Raw genomic sequence first — 19,141 nt, 5'->3', positions numbered from 1 at the left:
ATAGATATAGGAGTTATTTTTTAAATGATAAGTTATAGGAAAAAAGCATGTAAAATCTTAGCAATAGGGCTTTGCCTGCCTCTTTTGATGCAAGCAAGGGCTGGCGCTGAGACAAGGTTTAGCGATCCCTATTCACGTTCTGCCATAGTCAGTGACATGGATACAAACAGGATCGTATATGAAAAAAATGCTAGCCAGGTAGTACCTATGGCCAGCCTAACAAAGATGATGACCCTACTGCTAACATTTGATGCCATAGCCCAAAAGAAGGTGGACTACAAGGATATAGTTACTATCCTACCATCAGATGTCAATAGGGTCGGCACAAATATAAAACTAAATGCAGGTGAGCAAATCAGCCTTGAGGAATTGATGAAGGGCATGATGATAGTATCAGCCAATGATGCAGCCCTAGCTATCAGCCACCATGTAGGAACCACATATGATCAGTTTGTGGAAAATATGAATAACAAGGCCAAGGAAATAGGCATGAAAAATACTGTCTTCTACAACCCTAATGGTTTACCTACCAGTGTTAATGTAGGCGGTAATGTCGTGGGTGTTGAGAATAAGACAACAGCCAGGGATGTCCTAGTCCTATCCAAGTACCTTTATTCCACATATGGCAACCAGCTGACTGCTATAACAAATATGTCTTCCTATGTTAATCCAGGCAAGGCTATAAACGAGGAGAATACAAACCCCCTTTTACCCCTAATTGCCAATGTAGACGGACTAAAGACAGGCTTTACAGGTGCAGCTGGCTACTGTCTGGCCTACTCTATGAAGATAGACAAGGGCAATGGTAATGACAGCTCTAATAGACTAGTTGGAGTCAGCCTAGGAGCTTCAAGTAAGGAAAATCGTAAGCTAGCGTCCTACAATACGCTTGTATATATCAGTAGTCACTATAAGACTAAGTACCTATACAAGAAGAATCAAGTAATAGATAGGCCTGCCTTAAACGGTATTCCTTTTGCGAAGGTGAACCTAGTTTCAAACAAGGACCTTTACCTGATACAGAAGGATTCTGAGAAACTGAAAAAGACTATAAAGTACAATTCAGTTGATATACTTGCTGATGGGGACCAGCCACTAGCCAATCTTATATACACAGATGACAAGGGCAACCAGGTTGCATCCTTTGATATCAGTACGAGTAAGCCCCTAAGCAAGATGAACTTCTTTGAAAAGTTCCTTGTCAGCCTATGTGCTATAATTGGCACTATCTTTGATCAAGTTTTAGACTTTAGTAATGGTCCAAGATATTTTATTTAGGATAATTTAGACCTTATTTTTTCAAATAATTAATTTGATATTACACAAATAAAAAACGGAGGTAGGCTACTCAATTTGAAGTGCCATCTCCGTTTTTTATTATACTTATCTTATTACCATTGTCTGCATTTTTATTTTTGGCTACTACATCCTTCTAGCCAATACACATACTGAATCATCTAACCTCTTGAACTCTACGTCAGTCTTTTCAGTTAAACCATCTATAAACTCTTGTCTTAGTGGTATGTAGTACTTGTTGAAATCTACATCTAAATAGGCCCAATACTTACAAGTTGATGGCCTAGTCCTCTTCCATATGATTTCATCAAAGTCCTCACTAATAACCTCATTTAGCTCTTCAGACCTTCCCCCATCTAATAAAAGATCCCTAATTAGGTCATATATATGTCTGATTGGTAGCCCTTCGTAATCAGGTATGTATTCCTGGCCTAGACCATAAAATCTTTCCTTTAAGTTTATTATCTGGCCCTCATCATAGTCAATAACTGCCTTTATAGCATAGGCAAACCTGTTTTCTATTATACTAAGGTTGTTGTCAATCCACTTGTCATCACCAGCATATTTGTTAGCCATATCGTCTATGTCACCTATTTCTAGACAACCATATCTTTCGTCAAGCTGTCTAGCCAAGTCTAGGTCTAAACCCTCATCCTCTGAAAGTCTTATTATCTCCTGGACGAACTTCTCCTGCTGTAACATTTTCGTGTATACTCTTTTGAAAAATTCTCTACTATCTGTCATAATCCTCACCAAATTCCCTATATTTTTCTTGTCACTTTATATTTCACTTTTTTAACCTACAAAAATAAAAGCTACTTAAATAACTTGACTATATTATAACGTATTTGATAAATTTTTCATATACTTTTTTGAAAATTTATAGGAAATTTTACAAAATTCTTAAATATAATATTATTTCACCTATTAAGTTTCTTGTATAAAACCCTTATTTTAGACAAAATATACTTATTTATTTAAGTTTATTATTATTTATATTTATTTTATAATCTACTTTTAATATTTTTAATAATTCTATTAGATAAAATCTGTTAAATAAGTAGCAAACTTATTTACTTTACTATAGAAATTAGCTATAATTTTAACACAATTGATAGATTATATCAATAAAATCCACAACTCAATCGACTTGCCTGTCCTTTAAACTAATATCTGCTTCTCTGCTTTTACCCTATATAAAAAGGCCAGCCAGGCTATAGCCTGACTGACCAATAATTTTTACTATTTATTTTTACTATCTATAGTATATCCTCATATTACTTTTTCTTAGCTGAAGAATAATTCTATATCATCTTCTACTGTACCTATACCAGCGATACCAAAGTTTTCAACCAATACCTTAGCTACATTTGGTGATAGGAAGGCTGGTAGAGTTGGTCCTAGGTGGATATTCTTTACTCCTAGGTATAATAGGGCTAATAGAACTATTACTGCCTTCTGCTCATACCAAGCTATGTTGAATACTAGTGGAAGGTCGTTGATGTCTTCTAGACCAAATACTTCCTGTAGCTTCATAGCTATTACTGCTAGTGAGTAAGAGTCGTTACACTGACCAGCATCTAGTACTCTTGGTATACCATTTATATCACCTAGATTTAGCTTGTTGTACTTGTACTTAGCACATCCAGCTGTTAGGATTACTGCTTCCTTTGGAAGAGCCTTAGCGAAGTCTGTGTAGTAGTTTCTACCCTTCTGTCTTCCGTCACATCCTGCCATTACTACGAACTTCTTGATTGCTCCAGTCTTTACTGCTTCAACGATCTGGTCAGCTAGTGCTAGTACCTGGTTGTGGGCGAATCCACCAACTATTGTACCCTCTTCTATCTGAGTTGGGCTAGCACACTTCTTAGCGTGCTCTATAATTTCTGAGAAGTCCTTAGTTGAACCTGCTTCACCTGGAATGTGCTTACATCCTGGGAACCCTGCTGAACCTGTTGTATATACTCTATCCTTGTATGAATCCTTTGGTGGTACTATACAGTTAGTTGTCATTAGGATAGGTCCGTTAAAGCTTTCGAACTCTTCCTTCTGCTTCCACCATGCATTACCGTAGTTACCTACTAGGTTGTCATACTTCTTTAGTTCTGGATAGTAGTTAGCTGGTAGCATTTCTGAGTGTGTATAAACGTCTACGCCAGTACCCTTTGTCTGCTCTAGTAATTCCTTTAGGTCTGATAGGTCGTGACCTGAGATTAAGATAGCTGGGTTATTTCTAACTCCTAGGTTAACCTCTGTGATTTCTGGGTTACCAAATGTACCAGTGTTAGCTGCATCTAGAAGGGCCATACCCTTAACACCAGCTTCACCTGTTGCCAATACTAGTGCGATTAGTTCATCTACACTTAGGGCCTGAGTAGTCTTGTATAATGCTTCCTGTAGGAAGGCATCAACTTCTTCACTATCATAGTCTAGCATGTTGGCATGCTTAGAATATGCTGATAGTCCCTTTAGACCATAAATTGTAAGCTCTCTTAAAGATCTAATATCTTCATTTTCAGTGGCTAAAACACCTACTGTCTTTGCCTTTTCATCCATTACATTTACATCTCTTTCATCCCAAAGAGCTACTGGACTTAGACTTGATGCATCATCTAGCTGAGCTATTAATCTCTTCTTTGCATCTAGTGTATTGTAGATTCTCTGTACGAATACATCGAAGTCAAAGTTGGCATTTGTGATAGTTGTGAATAGGTTAAGAGTGATCAAGTGGTTGTCTTCCTTGCTGATAGTCTTACCCTCTGCTCTTAGCTTTGTAGTTACTTCTGATATACCCTTAGTTACATATACTAGTAGGTCCTGAATTCTAGCAACTTCTGGTGTCTTTCCACATACACCCTTTACTGTACATCCTGTACATCCTGCTGTTTCCTGACATTGATAACAAAACATGTTTATTTCTTTCATCTTAGTTCTCCTTTACTTCTAACAATATTTTTGATTTTTAACATACCCTTTTTTGATTTTGCCCCTCTAGGATATTGGGGTCTTATTATTTGTGTTTTGTGTTTCACTTTTATTTAACTTATGTACTCATTATAGTATCAGGTCAAAAAAAAATCTGTTGCAGATGCAACAGATGAAAAATTATTTGTATTTTTTTTATAATATCTTATATCTTACTTGTTTAATCCTACTACTGACCTGAAGTAGACCTATTAACATGACTCCTTATATCCCCAACCAAAAATAGGGATCCAGCCCCAATAATGGCCTTTTTCTTAGGCTTTTCATTAGTGACTTTCTTTTGCCTTGACTTGGATTTCTTAGACCTTTTTTCCGCTTCATGTATTCTGGCCTTTTCATCCCTAGTCAACCTATCTACCAGGTCAAAGGAATAGTCTACAGCCTGGTCTATATCTTCTATACATATGATATCCTGACAGTACATCCCTACCCTATAGGCTAGTTCTTCTACAGCCATTGCCCTTGGGTTATTAGGCAGGGTAACTATTACCCTATCAAACCTAGGTACCAAGAGTTTAACTATACCATCTACATCCTTGTCAGCAAGTAATCCCAAAATCAGGGTCTTGTCCCATTCCTCTCCTAGGAGCCTGTCTATTTCCCCTACTAGGGACTGGGCCCCGTCCAGATTGTGGGCCCCATCTATCATAAATAGGGGGCTATCCTTAAGAATTTCCATCCTACCCGGCCACTTAGACTTTAAGAGACCCGAATAAATAGCTTCCTCGCTGATCCTGTCTGCCAACATAGCTTCCTTAAGATATACTGCTATATTCAAGGCCAAAAGGGCATTTTTTGTCTGGTGTCTACCTATCATTCTTATTTTAAGATCTTCATACTTATTTCCTAGATAGTCAACTGCGTCAAATACCTGGTTATTTAGGTTAGACTTTTTAATGTCTATACTTGAGTTCTTAGATATAATGAGACCTGCTCCCTCTTCCTGGCAAACCCCCTCTACGACTCTAGTTGCCTCAGGACCCTGTTCATACATAATTACCTGGCCATTTTTCTTGATTATACCAGCCTTTTCATAGGCCACCTTGTCTACTGTATCCCCTAGGACCATAGTATGGTCAAGGCTTATTGAGGCTATTGCACTTACAAGAGACTGGTCGATGACATTTGTCGCATCATACCTACCCCCTAGACCAACTTCTAAAACTACATAGTCTACCTCCTTGTTTGCATAGTAGACAAAGGCAGTAGCAGTCACTAATTCAAATTCAGTTGGATGGGCCAGACCATCCGCTACCATCCTTTGGCAGGCCTCCTGTACCAATTCAACACTATCTGCCAAATCTTGATTATCTATATTTATCCCATTTAGCCTAATCCTTTCATTAAAGACTTCTAAAAATGGTGACGTGTATAGGCCCACATTATAGCCTGCCTCAATCAATATATTTGATATAAAGGTAGCAGTCGACCCCTTGCCGTTGGTCCCTGATATATGGATAAATTTTAACCTGTCCTGTGGTCTATCCAACTTATCTAGGAGGCTTCTGATAGAGTCCAAGCCTAGGATCATACCAAACTTTTCCACCCCATGAATAAATTCTAATGCTTCACTGTAGTTCATCTATAAATTGTTGACCTAAAATCTAGGTCAAGCTCTCCTTTCAAACTTAATTATATGTACTTTCATTAATCCTATATACACAATACTATATTTCCCGGTTTTTTTCTATATATCTTATAATTTTACCTCATAATTTTATTTATGTAAAACACCCTATCCTCAAGTCCTCCACAAGCCCCATACTAGCCTCATTATCTATCGTCTTGAAAGCCATTTTTAGCCTTAATCAATTTACATTTTCTTGATAAATCCTAGCAAATGCGTTATTATAATTATAGGAAATTTTTTAAAATTGTATACAATTTAGGAGGTTAAATGTATGAATAACTTAAGCAACATAGAACCAAAAGAAGTATTTAGATGGTTTTACGAAATCAACCAGCACCCTAGAAGTTCTGGTAATGAAAAAGAAGTAAGTGATTTTCTAGTACAGTTTGCAAAGGATAGAAATCTTGAGGTTTATCAGGATGAAATCCTTAATGTAATTATAAAGAAGCCAGGTACTCCAGGCTACGAGAACTCTGAGCCCCTAATTATCCAGGGACATATGGACATGGTATGTGTAAAGACTGATGATTCTAACCACAACTTTGATACAGACCCTATAGAAATGATAGTTGAAGGTGATGTGCTTAGAGCCAACAATACTACACTTGGTGGAGACGATGGTATAGCTGTTGCCTATGGACTAGCTATCTTGAATGCAGATGATATCCCTCATCCTCCACTAGAGCTATTGGTAACTACAAACGAAGAAACTGGTATGGATGGTGCTATGGAGCTAAAAGCTGACCACCTATCAGGTACTCGTCTACTTAACCTGGATACAGAGGTTGAAGGTGACTTCCTAGTTAGCTGTTCAGGTGGATCAAACATCGACCTTAGCTTTGATATAGAGAGAGAAGCAAATTCAAGCAAGGCCTACAAGCTATCTATATCTGGCCTAAAGGGTGGCCACTCTGGTGTTGAAATAGACAAGCAGAGAGCCAATGCTATCAAGCTTGCTGCTAGACTTCTTTACCTTGTAAAAGCAGATGTAAGACTTGCATCATTTGTTGGTGGTATCAAGCATAATGCTGTTCCAGGAAATGCTGAGGTAGTATTTGCTACAGACAAGTTTGATTCATTAAAGGAAGGTCTAGATGCCCTAGTAGCTGACCTAAAGGAAGAATACAGGGTTGAGGATCCAGGTCTAACAATTAGCTTTACAGAAGTTACTGCTGACCAGGTATACACTAAGGACCTTAGTGATTCAGTAATAGATATGATCATGGCCCTACCTGATGGAGTTCAGTACATGAGCAAGGATATTGAAGGTCTAGTCCAGACTTCCCTAAATAATTCAGTAATCCTTGAAAATGATGGTAAGCTAGTTCTTACTACATCTGTTCGTTCTGCATCATCTAGCTCTCTAAGAGAAATCCTAAACAGAGTTACTATTATAGCTAACAGAATGGGTGCAGTTGCAAGAGAATACTCTTCATACCCAGCATGGCAGTATGAAGCCGTTTCACCACTTAGGGATATAGCTGAAAAGATTTATGTAGAAATGTATGGAAAGGAACCTAACATCACATCTATCCATGCAGGTCTAGAATGTGGACTATTAAAGGGTATACTTCCAAACACTGACATGATTAGTTACGGACCAAGTATCTTTGATGCCCATACTCCTAAGGAGCATATGTATATATCTTCTGTTGAAAGAGTTTGGGAATACACTAAGAAGCTACTTGCTACTTTAAAGTAGTCTTTTAAAAGAGAATAATATATTAAGACTGAGACGAGAGAAAGAGGCTCTTAAGCCGTATATAAGAGCCTTCTCCCTATCTCAGTCTTTTTTATTTTCCAAACTTTTTGTATACATATTAAAAAAAAGTTCAGTTTTTTTGAAAAAATTTCTAAAAAAAAATTGACTATTGGGTCTCGTTGTGAGATAATAAGTCCATAGAAAAGCGAACTATTTTTATAAAACTTGTAAAAATGTGCGTATATTGTGCATTTACTATATTATTTTTATGGTACTATTCATAGGAGGTTTAAAATGAATAAGATTTATACTGGTAAAACAAAGGATGTATTTGAAATTGACGACAAGAACGTTCTGTTGAAGTTTAAGGACGATGTAACTGGAAAAGACGGCGTTTTTGATCCAGGTGAAAACCAGGTAGGCCTACAGATAGAGGGTGCTGGTCGTTCAGCTGTTGCTATGACTAAGTTCTTCTATGAAAAGCTAAATGCTATGGGACTTAACACTCACTTCGTATCTGCAGATGTTGACAAGAATGAAGCTGTAGTAAAGAAGGCTAAGGTATTTGGTAAGGGTGTAGAAGTAATTGTTCGTTACAGAGCAGTAGGATCATTCATCAGAAGATATGGTGACTATATAGCATCTGGTACTGTAATCCCTCCATACGTTGAAGTAACTCTAAAGGATGACGATAGAAACGATCCACTAATCACTAAGGACGCTCTTGCCCTTCTAAAGATTATGTCAGAGGCTGAATATGAAGAACTAGCAAAGCTTGCCCTAGAAATAGGTGAGGTTGTAAAGGCTGAGCTAGCTAAGAAGGACCTTGAATTATACGATATCAAGTTCGAATTCGGTATGATTGACGGTAAGGTTGCCTTAATAGATGAAATATCAGGTGGAAACATGAGAGCTTACAAGGGTGATGAGTATATCGAACCACTAAAGCTTGAAAAGATCATGTTGGGTTAATTTGATCTCAATTTAATATAATTTCACATAAAAAATGCTGGGGGTCTCCTCTCTTAAGTCCCCGGTACAAAGATGCACTTATGCCTACTTATAAGTGCATTTTTTATGTTTAATAAGGCCTTTTTGATACTATCAATATTAATCTTAGGAAGAATAAAAACACCTACTCAGCCAATACCAATCTGTATAGCCTTGTAGGTGTTTTATGTCTTACCTTCTTTTATAATTTATCCGCTTAGGAACTAGCTTGTCGTCAATTAGAACTTAGCCAATCTTTCTTCTATAGTATGAAGTATTTCTTCAAACTTTTCCTTCTTAGCCTTTTCTTCTTCAACCAATTTTGCTGGTGCCTTATTTACAAAGCCAGGGTTATTCAGCTTGCCTTCTACCCTCTTTATTTCAGCTAGGGCCTTGTCTCTTTCCTTATTCAGTCTCTCTTTTTCCTTTTCAAAGTCTACCAATTCATCTAGTGGTATAAATAGCTCTACACCATCTATTACTACAGATACTGCATCCTCTGGTATACCATCCTTGCTGTCCTTGATTTCTACCTCTGATGCTGATGCCAAAGACTTGAAGTATTCCTTGCCATCTTCCATGGCCAGTCTCTTGTCATCTGTAGGTACAATAATTATCTTGGCCTTCTTTGAAGGTGGTACATTCATCTCTGCCCTTACATTTCTAACATTCCTGATACCATCCATGATCAGATTCATTTTTTCTTCTTCAGCTAGCATATCATCCGCTTCCTCGTAATGAGGATACTCAGCAGTGATAATATATCCTTCTACTGTTGGTAGGTATGAGTATATTTCCTCTGTTATAAATGGTATAAATGGATGTAATAGCTTCAATATCTTTTCTAGTACATATGTCAATGTGTATAGGGCTGCCCTCTTGGCCTCTCTATCATGGCCATATAATCTTGGCTTAACTATTTCTATATACCAGTCGCAGTATTCTGACCATGTAAAGTCATACGCCTTCTGTAGGCCTATACCTAGGTCAAACTGGTCCATATTGTAGTTCACTTCCTTTACTACCCTGTTGGCCCTGGAAATGATCCACTTGTCAGCTAGCGTCAAATTAGCTTCCACTGACTCACGAGTCAAGCCTTCCAATAGGCTTTCATCCTCTAGGTTCATAAATACAAATCTTGACGCATTCCATAGCTTGTTGTTGAAGTTACGAGCAAATTCAACCCTTTCCATATAGAATCTCATATCGTTACCTGGTGAGTTACCTGTTGCAAGGGTAAATCTCAAGGCGTCTGCACCATACTGGTCTATTATCTCTAACGGGTCTATACCATTACCTAGAGACTTTGACATCTTTCTGCCCTCTGAATCCCTAACCAATCCGTGTATCAATACATGTTCGAACGGCTTTTCATTCATACAGAACATGGCTGAGAATGCCATCCTAACTACCCAGAAGAAGATTATATCGTAGCCTGTAACTAATACGCTAGTCGGATAGTAGTAGTCCAGCATATCAGTTTTTTCTGGCCATCCCATAGTTTCAAAAGGCCATAGACCTGATGAGAACCAAGTGTCTAGTACATCTTCATCCTGCTTGATATTGCTTGACTTACACTTTGTACATTCATGCGGAGCTTCTTCAGCAACTATTATTTCACCACAATCCTGGCAATAGTAGGCTGGTATCTGGTGACCCCACCATAGCTGCCTAGACACACACCAGTCTCTAATATTTTCTAGCCACTGTAGGTAAGTCTTGTCAAACTTGTCAGGAACAAACTTTAATTCGCCCTTCTTTAATATATCTATGGCTGGCTTGGCCAATTCATCCATCTTAACAAACCACTGTAATGACAATCTTGGCTCTACAGTTGTATGACATCTATAGCAAGTACCTACAGCATGGTCATGCTTCTTTACCTTGATTAGGTAGCCAGCTTCATCTAAGTCGGCAACTAAGGCCTTCCTGCATTCGTACCTATCCATACCTGCATACTTGCCTGCTAGTTCATTCATTGTAGCATCATCATTCATTACATTTATTTCTTCAAGCTGGTGTCTCTTACCAACCTCAAAGTCGTTAGGGTCATGGGCTGGTGTCATCTTAACGGCACCTGTTCCAAACTCCTTGTCTACATACTCATCTGCAACTATAGGCAGTTCTCTTCCAACCAATGGTAGGACAGCTGTCTTACCAACTAGGTGGATATATCTTTCATCCTCAGGATGTACTGCAATACCAGAGTCTCCTAGTAGGGTCTCAGGTCTTGTCGTTGCTATTTCCAAATACTCCTCACTATCCTTGATAGGGTACTTGATATGCCAGAAGTTACCTTCTTGGTCCTCATGCTCTACCTCTGCATCAGATAGGGTAGTCTTACAGTCTGGACACCAGTTAATAATCCTGTTGCCCCTGTATATATGACCTTCTTCGTATAGCTTTACGAAGAACTTTGTAACCGCCTTGTTACAGCCTTCATCCATGGTAAATCTCTCTAGGTCCCAATCACATGATGCCCCTAGCTTCTTTACCTGGTTTACTATCTTTCCACCAAATTCTTCCTTCCAAGCCCAGGCATACTTAAGGAATTCTTCCCTTCCTATCTCATACTTAGACTTGCCAGTTTCCTTATTTATCTTATCCACTACCTTTACCTCAGTAGCTATAGATGCGTGGTCAGTTCCCGGTATCCATAGGGCCTCGTAACCATCCATCCTCTTCCACCTAGTCAGGATATCCTGTAGGGTATCATCAAGGGCATGACCCATGTGTAGCTGACCAGTTATGTTTGGTGGTGGCATTACTATAGAGAAGGGCTTTTTCGTCTTGTCAATCTTTGACTTGAAAAGTCCCTTGTCCTGCCACTCTTTATATATTCTGTCTTCGAAATCCTTTGGATTGTAATTTTTAGCTAAATTCTTATCCATTCTTTAACCTCCTTCTTATTTTCTAACAAAAAAAGCTCCCATCCACAAAAGGACGAAAGCTCGCGTTACCACCTTAATTCCGACCAATAGCCGGCACTCAAAACCTATAACGGGGTCAACCGTACTGCACTAACACCTAATTTTATATCAGGCTTCACGCAATATGCTCAGAAGCTACCTTCAACACACCATCTTTAAAAATCTTCCACCAATGATTTTCTCTCTGTAAAATAGGCCTGCCTACTCCTCTTCTTCAAGGCATAAATCTTTACTTCTTTATATAATAAGTAGATTATATAGCAAACCAGACCATTTTTCAAGAAAATTTAGAAGGTTTTTATAAAAATAAGTCTTAAGTGGTACCTTATTTTTTCCAAGAATATTTAGATAATTCTTATTTTTATCCCTCTTAAAGTCCCTTTTTTCGGTCTTCTTTCTCATTTTAGTTTAAAAATTTAAATCGATAACAAATACTTTTTTGCAATTTTTTTTCGCAATTTTTTTGCCCCATTTACTAATTTTAAAAAACCTAAACCTTTATTTTAGGGGTCTTTTTCTCTAAAAATTAACTTTTTTATGCTTTTGTTTTTATATAATATGTTGAAAAGTTAGTTATTTTTTATAATTTGTTTAAATATATTAATATTCTTGTTTATTTAGTGGTCTTTCTGTGTTATACTTTATACGAATACAAGAATTTTAGAGAATTTATTATTAGTTTATATTTATATGGAGGTATACAATGAGCTTAAAAGGTATCTTTACTGCTATTGCAAAAGTTCGTCGTGACGTCTTCACAGAAGTGGCGAGATTTGCCTATGAAGATAGTCCAGATTACAACACATTAGAAGAAATTCCCTACAAGATAGTACCTGGTGAAATCGCTTCGCATAGAGAGAGTATTTTCTTGGAAAGGGCTATCGTTGGTGAAAGAGTTCGTTTAGCAATGGGTCTTCCTCTTAGACGTATTTCTGAGCACGCTCCAATACCAGCTGGTATAGATGAAAAGTCAGTTACAAACACTATTTACAAGCCACCGTTTGTTAACATAATCAAGTTCGCATGTAATTCGTGTCCGGACAATGTGTATAAGACTACTGATATCTGCAGGGGTTGCTTGGCAAGACCTTGCGTTGAAGTATGTCCAAAAAAGGCCGTATCAATGGTAAACGGCAAGTCCTTCATTGATCAGGACCTATGTATCAAGTGTGGTAGATGTAAGGCTGTCTGTCCATATGATGCAATAGCCAAGCTAGAAAGACCTTGTGCTAGGGCTTGTGGTATGGATGCTATTTCATCAGACAAGTATGGTCGTGCCTCTATAGACTACGACAAGTGTGTATCTTGTGGTGTATGTATTTCATCATGTCCATTCGGTGCCATAGCTGACAAGTCTCAGATCTTCCAGCTAATCAACGAAATAAAGTCAGGTTCTAGAGTCATAGCTGAAATAGCACCTGCCTTTGCTGGTCAGTTTGGACCTAAGGTTACAGCAGAAAAATTAAAGGCTGCCCTACTAGAATTAGGCTTCTTCGATGTTGTTGAAGTCGCTATAGGTGCTGACCTTTGTACTATAGAAGAAGCTGAAGACTACATGAAGAATGTACCTGAAAAGCTAGACTTTATGGCTACATCATGTTGTCCATCGTGGTCTGTTATGGCCAAGAAGCTATTCCCAGAGTTTGCAGACAATATATCAATGGCCATGACTCCAATGGTATTCACTGCTCGTTTCATCAAGCAGAGATACAAGGATTCTAAGGTTGTATTTATTGGACCATGTGTTTCTAAGAAGCTAGAAGCAACTAGAAAGTCTGTAAAGAGTCATGTCGATTACGTACTTACTTTCGAAGAGGTAATGGGTATGTTCGAAGCTAAGGGTATAGTCCTTGAGGATATGGAGCCAGCTAAGAACATTAACTTTGGTACAGGAGCTGGTAGAGGCTTTGCTGTATCAGGTGGTGTTGCTAATGCGGTTGTAGATGTAATCAAGAAGATTGATCCAGACAGAGAGGTTCCAATCGATCAGGCAGATGGTCTCAAGGAGTGTAGAAACATGCTAATGCTAGCTAAGGCTGGTAAGAGAAATGGCTACCTACTAGAAGGCATGGCCTGCCCTGGTGGTTGTGTTGCTGGTACAGGTACAATCCAGCCAGTTAACAAGAGTACTGCAACAGTAAATAACTACAAGAAAAAGGCAGAAAGGCAGGTTGCTAACGAAAGTAAGTATGCTGAAATGCTATCTAAGCTAGATGAATCTTGGTTTGACGAGTGGGAACTAGATCTTGAATAATTATATTAAAGAGTTAAATAAGATAGGCGGATAAAAATAAAGGCTGGTGTGTAGAATAATCACACCAGCCTTATTTTTATAAAAACTTTATTACTTGCTGTATTTTTTCCTGCATCCATGTAAGAGTAAGACTTTATATCCTTCTCTCGCATAGACTAGGTCTGCCTATACTAATTTTGTCGTAAAGTCTTCTATATTCCAGACCTCATCTACTAGGTCATTATAGAAGTCAGGCTCATGGCTTACCAATAGCACGGTCCCCTTAAATTCCTTTACAGCCTTCTTTAGCTCATCCTTAGCATCTACATCTAAGTGGTTAGTAGGCTCATCCAAGACTAGGAAGTTGATATCCTTGAGCATAATCTTGCACAGTCTAACCTTGGCTGCCTCTCCTCCAGATAGGACCCTCATCTGACTTGTTATATGGTCATTTGTAAGACCACACTTAGCCAAGGCACGCCTAACATCTATATTATCCATACCAGGATATTCATTCCATATTTCATCCATGGCTGTATTTGTATTTTCATGAGAAGATTCTTGTTCGAAGTATCCTACCTCAAGGTAGTCACCTAGTCTCAGGTCTCCTCCATAAGGCTTGACTATTCCTAAGAGGGTCTTTAGTAGGGTCGACTTACCAATACCGTTCATACCCTTTAGGGCTATCTTCTTACCCCTCTCAAGCCTGAAATTAAGGGGTTTAGTCAGCGGTTCATCATAACCCAATACCAGGTCACTTGTTTCAAATACCAGCTTACCTGAGGTACGAGCATTTCTAAAGGCAAAGCTAGGCTTAATCTTTTCCTTTGGTCTCTCTAGGATTTCCATCTTATCTAGCTGCTTCTGCCTAGAATTTGCCATACCCCTAGTAGCAACCCTGGCCTTGTTCCTGGCTATAAAGTCCTCTAGCTTCTTCCTCTCTTCGACCTGCTTTTCATAGGCCTGTTCTTCCTGACGCTTCTTTATTTCATTTAGTCTCTCAAACTCATCGTAATTACCCTTGTACCTGTTTAGTTCTCCGTTTTCTAGGTGGTAGATAACATTACATGTATTGTTGATAAATTCTATATCATGGGATACCAATACAAAGGCATTTTCATACTCCTGTAGGTACCTTGTAAGCCAGATAATGTGTTCTTCATCTAGGAAGTTAGTAGGCTCGTCCAAGACTAGAATAGTTGGATTTTCAAGCAAGAGCTTGGTCAAAAGGACCTTAGTCCTCTGTCCTCCAGACAGGTCTGTAACATCCTTGTCTAGGCCTAACTCACCCAAGCCTAGGCCGTTTGCAACCTCCTGTATCTTAGCATCTATAGTATAAAAGCCACTGTGCTCTAGCATAGTCTGGATTTCAGCTGTATCCTCAAGGTACTTGCTCATTTCCTCATCACTAGCCTCGCCCATCTTGTCATATATCTCCAGCATTTCCTTTTCTAGGTCAAACATATGCTTAAAGGCATCTCTCAGGATTTCCCTGATAGTCTTACCCTTTTCTAACACAGTATGCTGGTCTAGATAGCCAACTGTAACCCTGTTTGACCATTTTATGTCTCCAGCATCTGGCATCTGCCTCATTGTAATTATATTTAAAAAGCTAGACTTTCCTTCTCCATTTGGACCTACTAGGGCTATATGCTCTCCCTTTCTGATCCTAAAGGATACATCTTCTAAAATAGTCCTGGCACCAAAGCCGTGACTAACATTTTCTACAACTAACATCTACTCCTCCTAATCTTTCTAATTTTATTGCAAATTTTATCACTTTAATATGGTTTTATTATTAGCTATTATATCATGATTCACTACTATATAATATTATTAATTCGTGATTTATTCAAGCAAAAATGTTGTAAAATGCACATATTTAAAGTATAATTATTAGATAGTAAGGGGGTTAATAATACATGAAAAAAGAAAATCCTGAAGATAACAAGATAAGAAGAAAAAAGGCTAGTCCGTCTAGCAAGTCTTCTACTCGCAGACCATCTTCGAGCAATTCTGATTTAATATTGCCGTCAGAACGTTCAAAGACAGATGGCAGTTCTGATAGAAGAAAGACAAGAACTAGTTCAACAAATTCAAAAAGGTCTTCTACCTCTAGTAATCCTCAGACAAAAACTAGGGCTGTTAGTCCGAGTTCCAAGTCTAGTACTAGAAACAGAAATAGCAATAAAAACTCTGCAAATGCAAGTGAAAATAATAGAAAGAATACATCTAAGAGTAAGAACTCAAAAACACTTAAGAGAAAGATGAGGTCAAGGAGAAAGAAAAAGATTATAGGTGGCGTAATTGCCTTCTTCATAATCGCATCTGCCCTTGTACTTGGCTTTGTATTCGCATCCCTAAAGGATGTAAAGCCTGTAAATGAGGCCCTGCTTGACAAGTTGACCCACCAGACCACTACTATCAAGTATGCAAATGGTGAGACTATGTCTACAGCCCCTTCCCAGTACAAGAAGACACCTATCCCTCTAAGTGATATGTCACCTTACCTTAGAAAGGCCATAATATCCATAGAGGATGAGCGTTTCTACTCTCATAATGGTGTAGACTATTGGGGTCTGGGACGTTCTGTGATTAAGACTCTTGTCGGTAAAAAACAGGGTGGTAGTACAATACCTATGCAGGTATCAAAAATACTATTAACTAGTAGTGACCAGACAATGAGCCGTAAGATCAAGGATATTTACTATGCGCTTGAAATGAGTAAGTCAGTCAGCAAGGACAAGATTTTGGAAACATACCTAAACAACTACTTCGTTGGTAAGAGTTTGTCTGGTGCTGAAGCCGGTGCCTTGGGCTATTTTAACAAGCACTCAAAGGACCTTACTTTGGGAGAGGCAGCCATGCTAGCCGGTGTAACTAGGAACCCATCTAAGTATGCTCCTTATTCATCAGCAAGAATAACTGGTGATGAGTCTAAGTCTGACCTAGACCACAAGCTTATCTTCTTCCTTCCAACAGAAGGACTAGAGGGGGCAAATTCAACAGAAAAGTCTATGTACGAAAAGCTTTATGAGTGGGACCTAGTAAACCAGGATACCTACAAACAGTTGAAGAGTGGTGACCTGCTTGTCAGAAAGGCAATAAATAACCCAGATGCTAAGACTAGACAGGAAACTGTACTTAGCAAGATGAAGGAGCTAGGAGTAATAACTGAAAAGCAATACGTTGCAGCAGTTAACGAAAAGATCAACATCCAGTTCCCTGATTCAAATGAACAAATAGCAAACTCTGTAGAGAGTTTAATAGAATATGATGTGATCGACGCCCTAATGGAACAGGGTAAGACAGAAGAAGAAGCCAGAAATATGTACTACAATGGCGGTTTGATAGTAAATTCGACTATAGATCCTAAGATACAAAAGGCGATCGAGGCTGAATATGCAATTAATTCAAACTTCCCTAACGATACTGTAGCAGCTAATGGACTAAGCGAGCCTCAGTCAGCAAGTGTAGTTATAGACTATAAGACAGGTAATATCAAGGGCCTAATAGGTGGTAGAAATATCAAGGCAAGGAAGACTCTTAACAGGGCAATCACTCCTTACCAGCCAGGTTCTACTATCAAGCCTCTATCAGTTTATACACCGGCTATAGACACTCAGAAGGTTACCCAGTCTACTCTAATGTCAGATACAAGGGGTGGCTATAGGTTTAAAGAAAATAGGGCAGACAACCCAGAGACTACTACCAATGGTTATGGTTCAATGAGCTTGAGACACGCCTTGGCCCTATCTTCAAATACAATCGCCTACAAGACAGGTGAATTACTGGGACCAACCTATGATGATGCTATGGATGTAATGATGGACTACTTGAGAAACTTCGGTATTACCTCTATACTTGACTTCAAGGAAGAGAAAAAAGCCGGAATGCAGCGTAGTGACCGTCACTTCAACTCATTGGTATTAGGTGGTTTGACTAGAGGTATATCTCCATTACAGATGGCAGCAGCCTTTGGCACACTTGCCAACAATGGTGTCTACATAGAGCCAGAAATATTCACTACAATAACTACTTACAATGGTGAGCTAATTATCAAGAATACGCCTAAGACGCATAAGGTTGTAGATCCTGATGTAGCCTATGTTATTACAGACATGCTAACGGCCGTTGTCAAGGAGGGTATTGGTAACAATGCAGCCCTAAGCTCTGGCATACCGGTAGCAGGTAAGACTGGTTCTACCAACAACTATCTGGATACTTGGTTTGTCGGCTATACTCCATACTATGTAGGCTCAACTTACATAGGAGATGACGCCGGTGTCAAGAATGAGGATGGAACAATCATGCAGAGACGTCGTATCGAGGGTGGTGCGGCAATGACACCATCTAGGCTGTGGGCAAAGATTATGAATAGGATTCACCAGAACCTAGAGTACAAGACATTTACAAAGCCTGACAATGTGTATATGACTACTATAAATCCTATAGATGGTGGTCGTACATCATACGGTGTATTGGCGGCCTTTATAGACGGTACAGCGCCTGACAGGTACAGCTATATTGCTACCCAGACTACTAAGAAGAAGACTCAGACTCAAACTGGTCAGCATGGTACACAGGGTGCGAATGGCCAGGTTGCTAACCCAGGTGTCCAGCAGGGAGCTCAGGGTGCATATAATAGGCAACAACAGGGCGCCTATACTAGACAGCAGCAGCAAGGTGCATATAATAGGCAGCAACAGGCCTCTGGTCAGGGAGCCCAGTAGAGTAGGTTAAAATTTAAAGCATTATAATATTTAGCATTGGCGAGAGGAAAAATTCTCTCCCAATGCTATTTTTTTGTAGAAAAGGAACAAGATACAAGTAAAAAGGAAGCCACATTATGTAACTTCCTTTTTACTTGTATCTTGTTGTTTAGACTTATTTTACTTGGGCTAGACCTACTTCTTTCTTCTTGAACGGCTAGACCTGTTGGCCCTTTCAATATTTAGCTTATTGCCCTTTATCTTCCTGTTTTTCATTTTTTCTATTATTTCTCTTGCCTTGTTCTTGTCTACATCTACAAATGTATACTTGTCATATACGTCTATATTCCCTATGAACTTACTTCTTACACCTGTTTCACCAGCTATGGCTCCTAGTATATCCTTGGCTAGTATTCTCTGGTTCTTACCCACATTAAGGAATAATCTAGTTACATCTGATGGGTTAAGGCTATGTTTATTCCTAGACCTTGGTGCCTCTTCTACGATTTCCTGCATTTCTTCATCGCCCATGCTATTTTTTAGGATGGCAGCACATATATCTATCATAGAATAGTCCTCTTCATTACAGAAGTCTTCTATCCACTGGACATGCTTGGCTATATTACCTTCCTGTAGAGTTTCCTTTACCCCTTCAAAGAACTG

At 38.8% G+C, this 19,141-nt stretch carries 11 protein-coding genes and 1 other annotated feature; of the genes, 5 read left to right on the top strand and 6 right to left on the bottom strand.

The window, feature by feature from the left end; translation table 11 throughout:
- Positions 1 to 24 precede the first annotated feature (24 nt).
- Positions 25 to 1,278 (top strand): serine hydrolase, encoded by a 1,254-nt coding sequence (locus ACW6OJ_RS03390; RefSeq protein WP_456095772.1) that lies wholly within the window; start codon positions 25 to 27, stop codon positions 1,276 to 1,278.
- 144 nt (positions 1,279 to 1,422) lie between these two features.
- Here ACW6OJ_RS03390 and ACW6OJ_RS03385 read toward each other — a convergent pair whose 3' ends face one another.
- The 3 genes from ACW6OJ_RS03385 to ACW6OJ_RS03375 form a co-directional block, all read right to left on the bottom strand.
- Positions 1,423 to 2,040, bottom strand: coding sequence for a hypothetical protein (locus tag ACW6OJ_RS03385; protein WP_456095771.1), 618 nt, complete (start codon positions 2,038 to 2,040; stop codon positions 1,423 to 1,425).
- Positions 2,041 to 2,583: 543 nt separating this feature from the next.
- Positions 2,584 to 4,221: a hydroxylamine reductase gene (hcp, locus tag ACW6OJ_RS03380; RefSeq protein WP_456095770.1), complete on the bottom strand. Its 1,638-nt coding sequence runs from the start codon at positions 4,219 to 4,221 to the stop codon at positions 2,584 to 2,586.
- A gap of 229 nt (positions 4,222 to 4,450) precedes the next feature.
- Positions 4,451 to 5,863, bottom strand: a complete 1,413-nt coding sequence (locus ACW6OJ_RS03375) for a bifunctional folylpolyglutamate synthase/dihydrofolate synthase (protein ID WP_456095769.1) — start codon at positions 5,861 to 5,863, stop codon at positions 4,451 to 4,453.
- Positions 5,864 to 6,182: 319 nt separating this feature from the next.
- Between ACW6OJ_RS03375 and ACW6OJ_RS03370 the strand changes: the two genes are divergently transcribed.
- Together ACW6OJ_RS03370 and ACW6OJ_RS03365 are read left to right on the top strand one after the other, a co-directional pair.
- The gene (locus ACW6OJ_RS03370; protein WP_456095768.1) at positions 6,183 to 7,613 is read left to right on the top strand and encodes an aminoacyl-histidine dipeptidase; all 1,431 of its coding nucleotides are present in this window, start codon (positions 6,183 to 6,185) and stop codon (positions 7,611 to 7,613) included.
- A gap of 294 nt (positions 7,614 to 7,907) precedes the next feature.
- Entirely contained in the window at positions 7,908 to 8,585 is a 678-nt protein-coding gene (locus ACW6OJ_RS03365; RefSeq protein ID WP_293426004.1) for a phosphoribosylaminoimidazolesuccinocarboxamide synthase, read from the top strand.
- Positions 8,586 to 8,842: 257 nt separating this feature from the next.
- Here ACW6OJ_RS03365 and ACW6OJ_RS03360 read toward each other — a convergent pair whose 3' ends face one another.
- On the bottom strand, positions 8,843 to 11,494 hold the full coding sequence (locus ACW6OJ_RS03360) for a valine--tRNA ligase (protein ID WP_456095767.1): 2,652 nt from the start codon (positions 11,492 to 11,494) through the stop codon (positions 8,843 to 8,845).
- A gap of 45 nt (positions 11,495 to 11,539) precedes the next feature.
- Positions 11,540 to 11,760 (bottom strand) — a binding site (T-box leader).
- 476 nt (positions 11,761 to 12,236) lie between these two features.
- On the opposite strand from ACW6OJ_RS03360, the gene ACW6OJ_RS03355 reads away from it, so the two are divergent.
- Positions 12,237 to 13,787: a 4Fe-4S dicluster domain-containing protein gene (locus tag ACW6OJ_RS03355; RefSeq protein WP_293431268.1), complete on the top strand. Its 1,551-nt coding sequence runs from the start codon at positions 12,237 to 12,239 to the stop codon at positions 13,785 to 13,787.
- A gap of 165 nt (positions 13,788 to 13,952) precedes the next feature.
- Here the strand turns inward: ACW6OJ_RS03355 and ACW6OJ_RS03350 are convergent, their stop codons facing one another.
- Entirely contained in the window at positions 13,953 to 15,503 is a 1,551-nt protein-coding gene (locus tag ACW6OJ_RS03350; protein WP_293425998.1) for an ABC-F family ATP-binding cassette domain-containing protein, read from the bottom strand.
- Positions 15,504 to 15,688: 185 nt separating this feature from the next.
- On the opposite strand from ACW6OJ_RS03350, the gene ACW6OJ_RS03345 reads away from it, so the two are divergent.
- Entirely contained in the window at positions 15,689 to 18,499 is a 2,811-nt protein-coding gene (locus tag ACW6OJ_RS03345) for a transglycosylase domain-containing protein (protein WP_456095766.1), read from the top strand.
- Between the two features lie 174 nt (positions 18,500 to 18,673).
- On the opposite strand, the gene ACW6OJ_RS03340 is transcribed toward ACW6OJ_RS03345, so the two are convergent.
- On the bottom strand, positions 18,674 to 19,141 hold a 468-nt coding region (locus ACW6OJ_RS03340), incomplete at its 5' end, for a DbpA RNA binding domain-containing protein (RefSeq protein WP_456095765.1).

The sequence above is a fragment of the Peptostreptococcus sp. genome (assembly GCF_977045075.1).
Note: the sequence above shows the minus strand (reverse complement) of the source record. Positions and strands in the feature narration are given on the sequence as shown.

Excerpts from the sequence above, each read along its gene's own strand:
- ACW6OJ_RS03390 (WP_456095772.1), top strand. The coding sequence starts at position 25 with ATGATAAGTTATAGGAAAAAAGCATGTAAAATCTTAGCAATAGGGCTT.
- ACW6OJ_RS03385 (WP_456095771.1), bottom strand. The coding sequence starts at position 2,040 with ATGACAGATAGTAGAGAATTTTTCAAAAGAGTATACACGAAAATGTTA.
- hcp (WP_456095770.1), bottom strand. The coding sequence starts at position 4,221 with ATGAAAGAAATAAACATGTTTTGTTATCAATGTCAGGAAACAGCAGGA.
- ACW6OJ_RS03375 (WP_456095769.1), bottom strand. The coding sequence starts at position 5,863 with ATGAACTACAGTGAAGCATTAGAATTTATTCATGGGGTGGAAAAGTTT.
- ACW6OJ_RS03370 (WP_456095768.1), top strand. The coding sequence starts at position 6,183 with ATGAATAACTTAAGCAACATAGAACCAAAAGAAGTATTTAGATGGTTT.
- ACW6OJ_RS03365 (WP_293426004.1), top strand. The coding sequence starts at position 7,908 with ATGAATAAGATTTATACTGGTAAAACAAAGGATGTATTTGAAATTGAC.
- ACW6OJ_RS03360 (WP_456095767.1), bottom strand. The coding sequence starts at position 11,494 with ATGGATAAGAATTTAGCTAAAAATTACAATCCAAAGGATTTCGAAGAC.
- ACW6OJ_RS03355 (WP_293431268.1), top strand. The coding sequence starts at position 12,237 with ATGAGCTTAAAAGGTATCTTTACTGCTATTGCAAAAGTTCGTCGTGAC.
- ACW6OJ_RS03350 (WP_293425998.1), bottom strand. The coding sequence starts at position 15,503 with ATGTTAGTTGTAGAAAATGTTAGTCACGGCTTTGGTGCCAGGACTATT.
- ACW6OJ_RS03345 (WP_456095766.1), top strand. The coding sequence starts at position 15,689 with ATGAAAAAAGAAAATCCTGAAGATAACAAGATAAGAAGAAAAAAGGCT.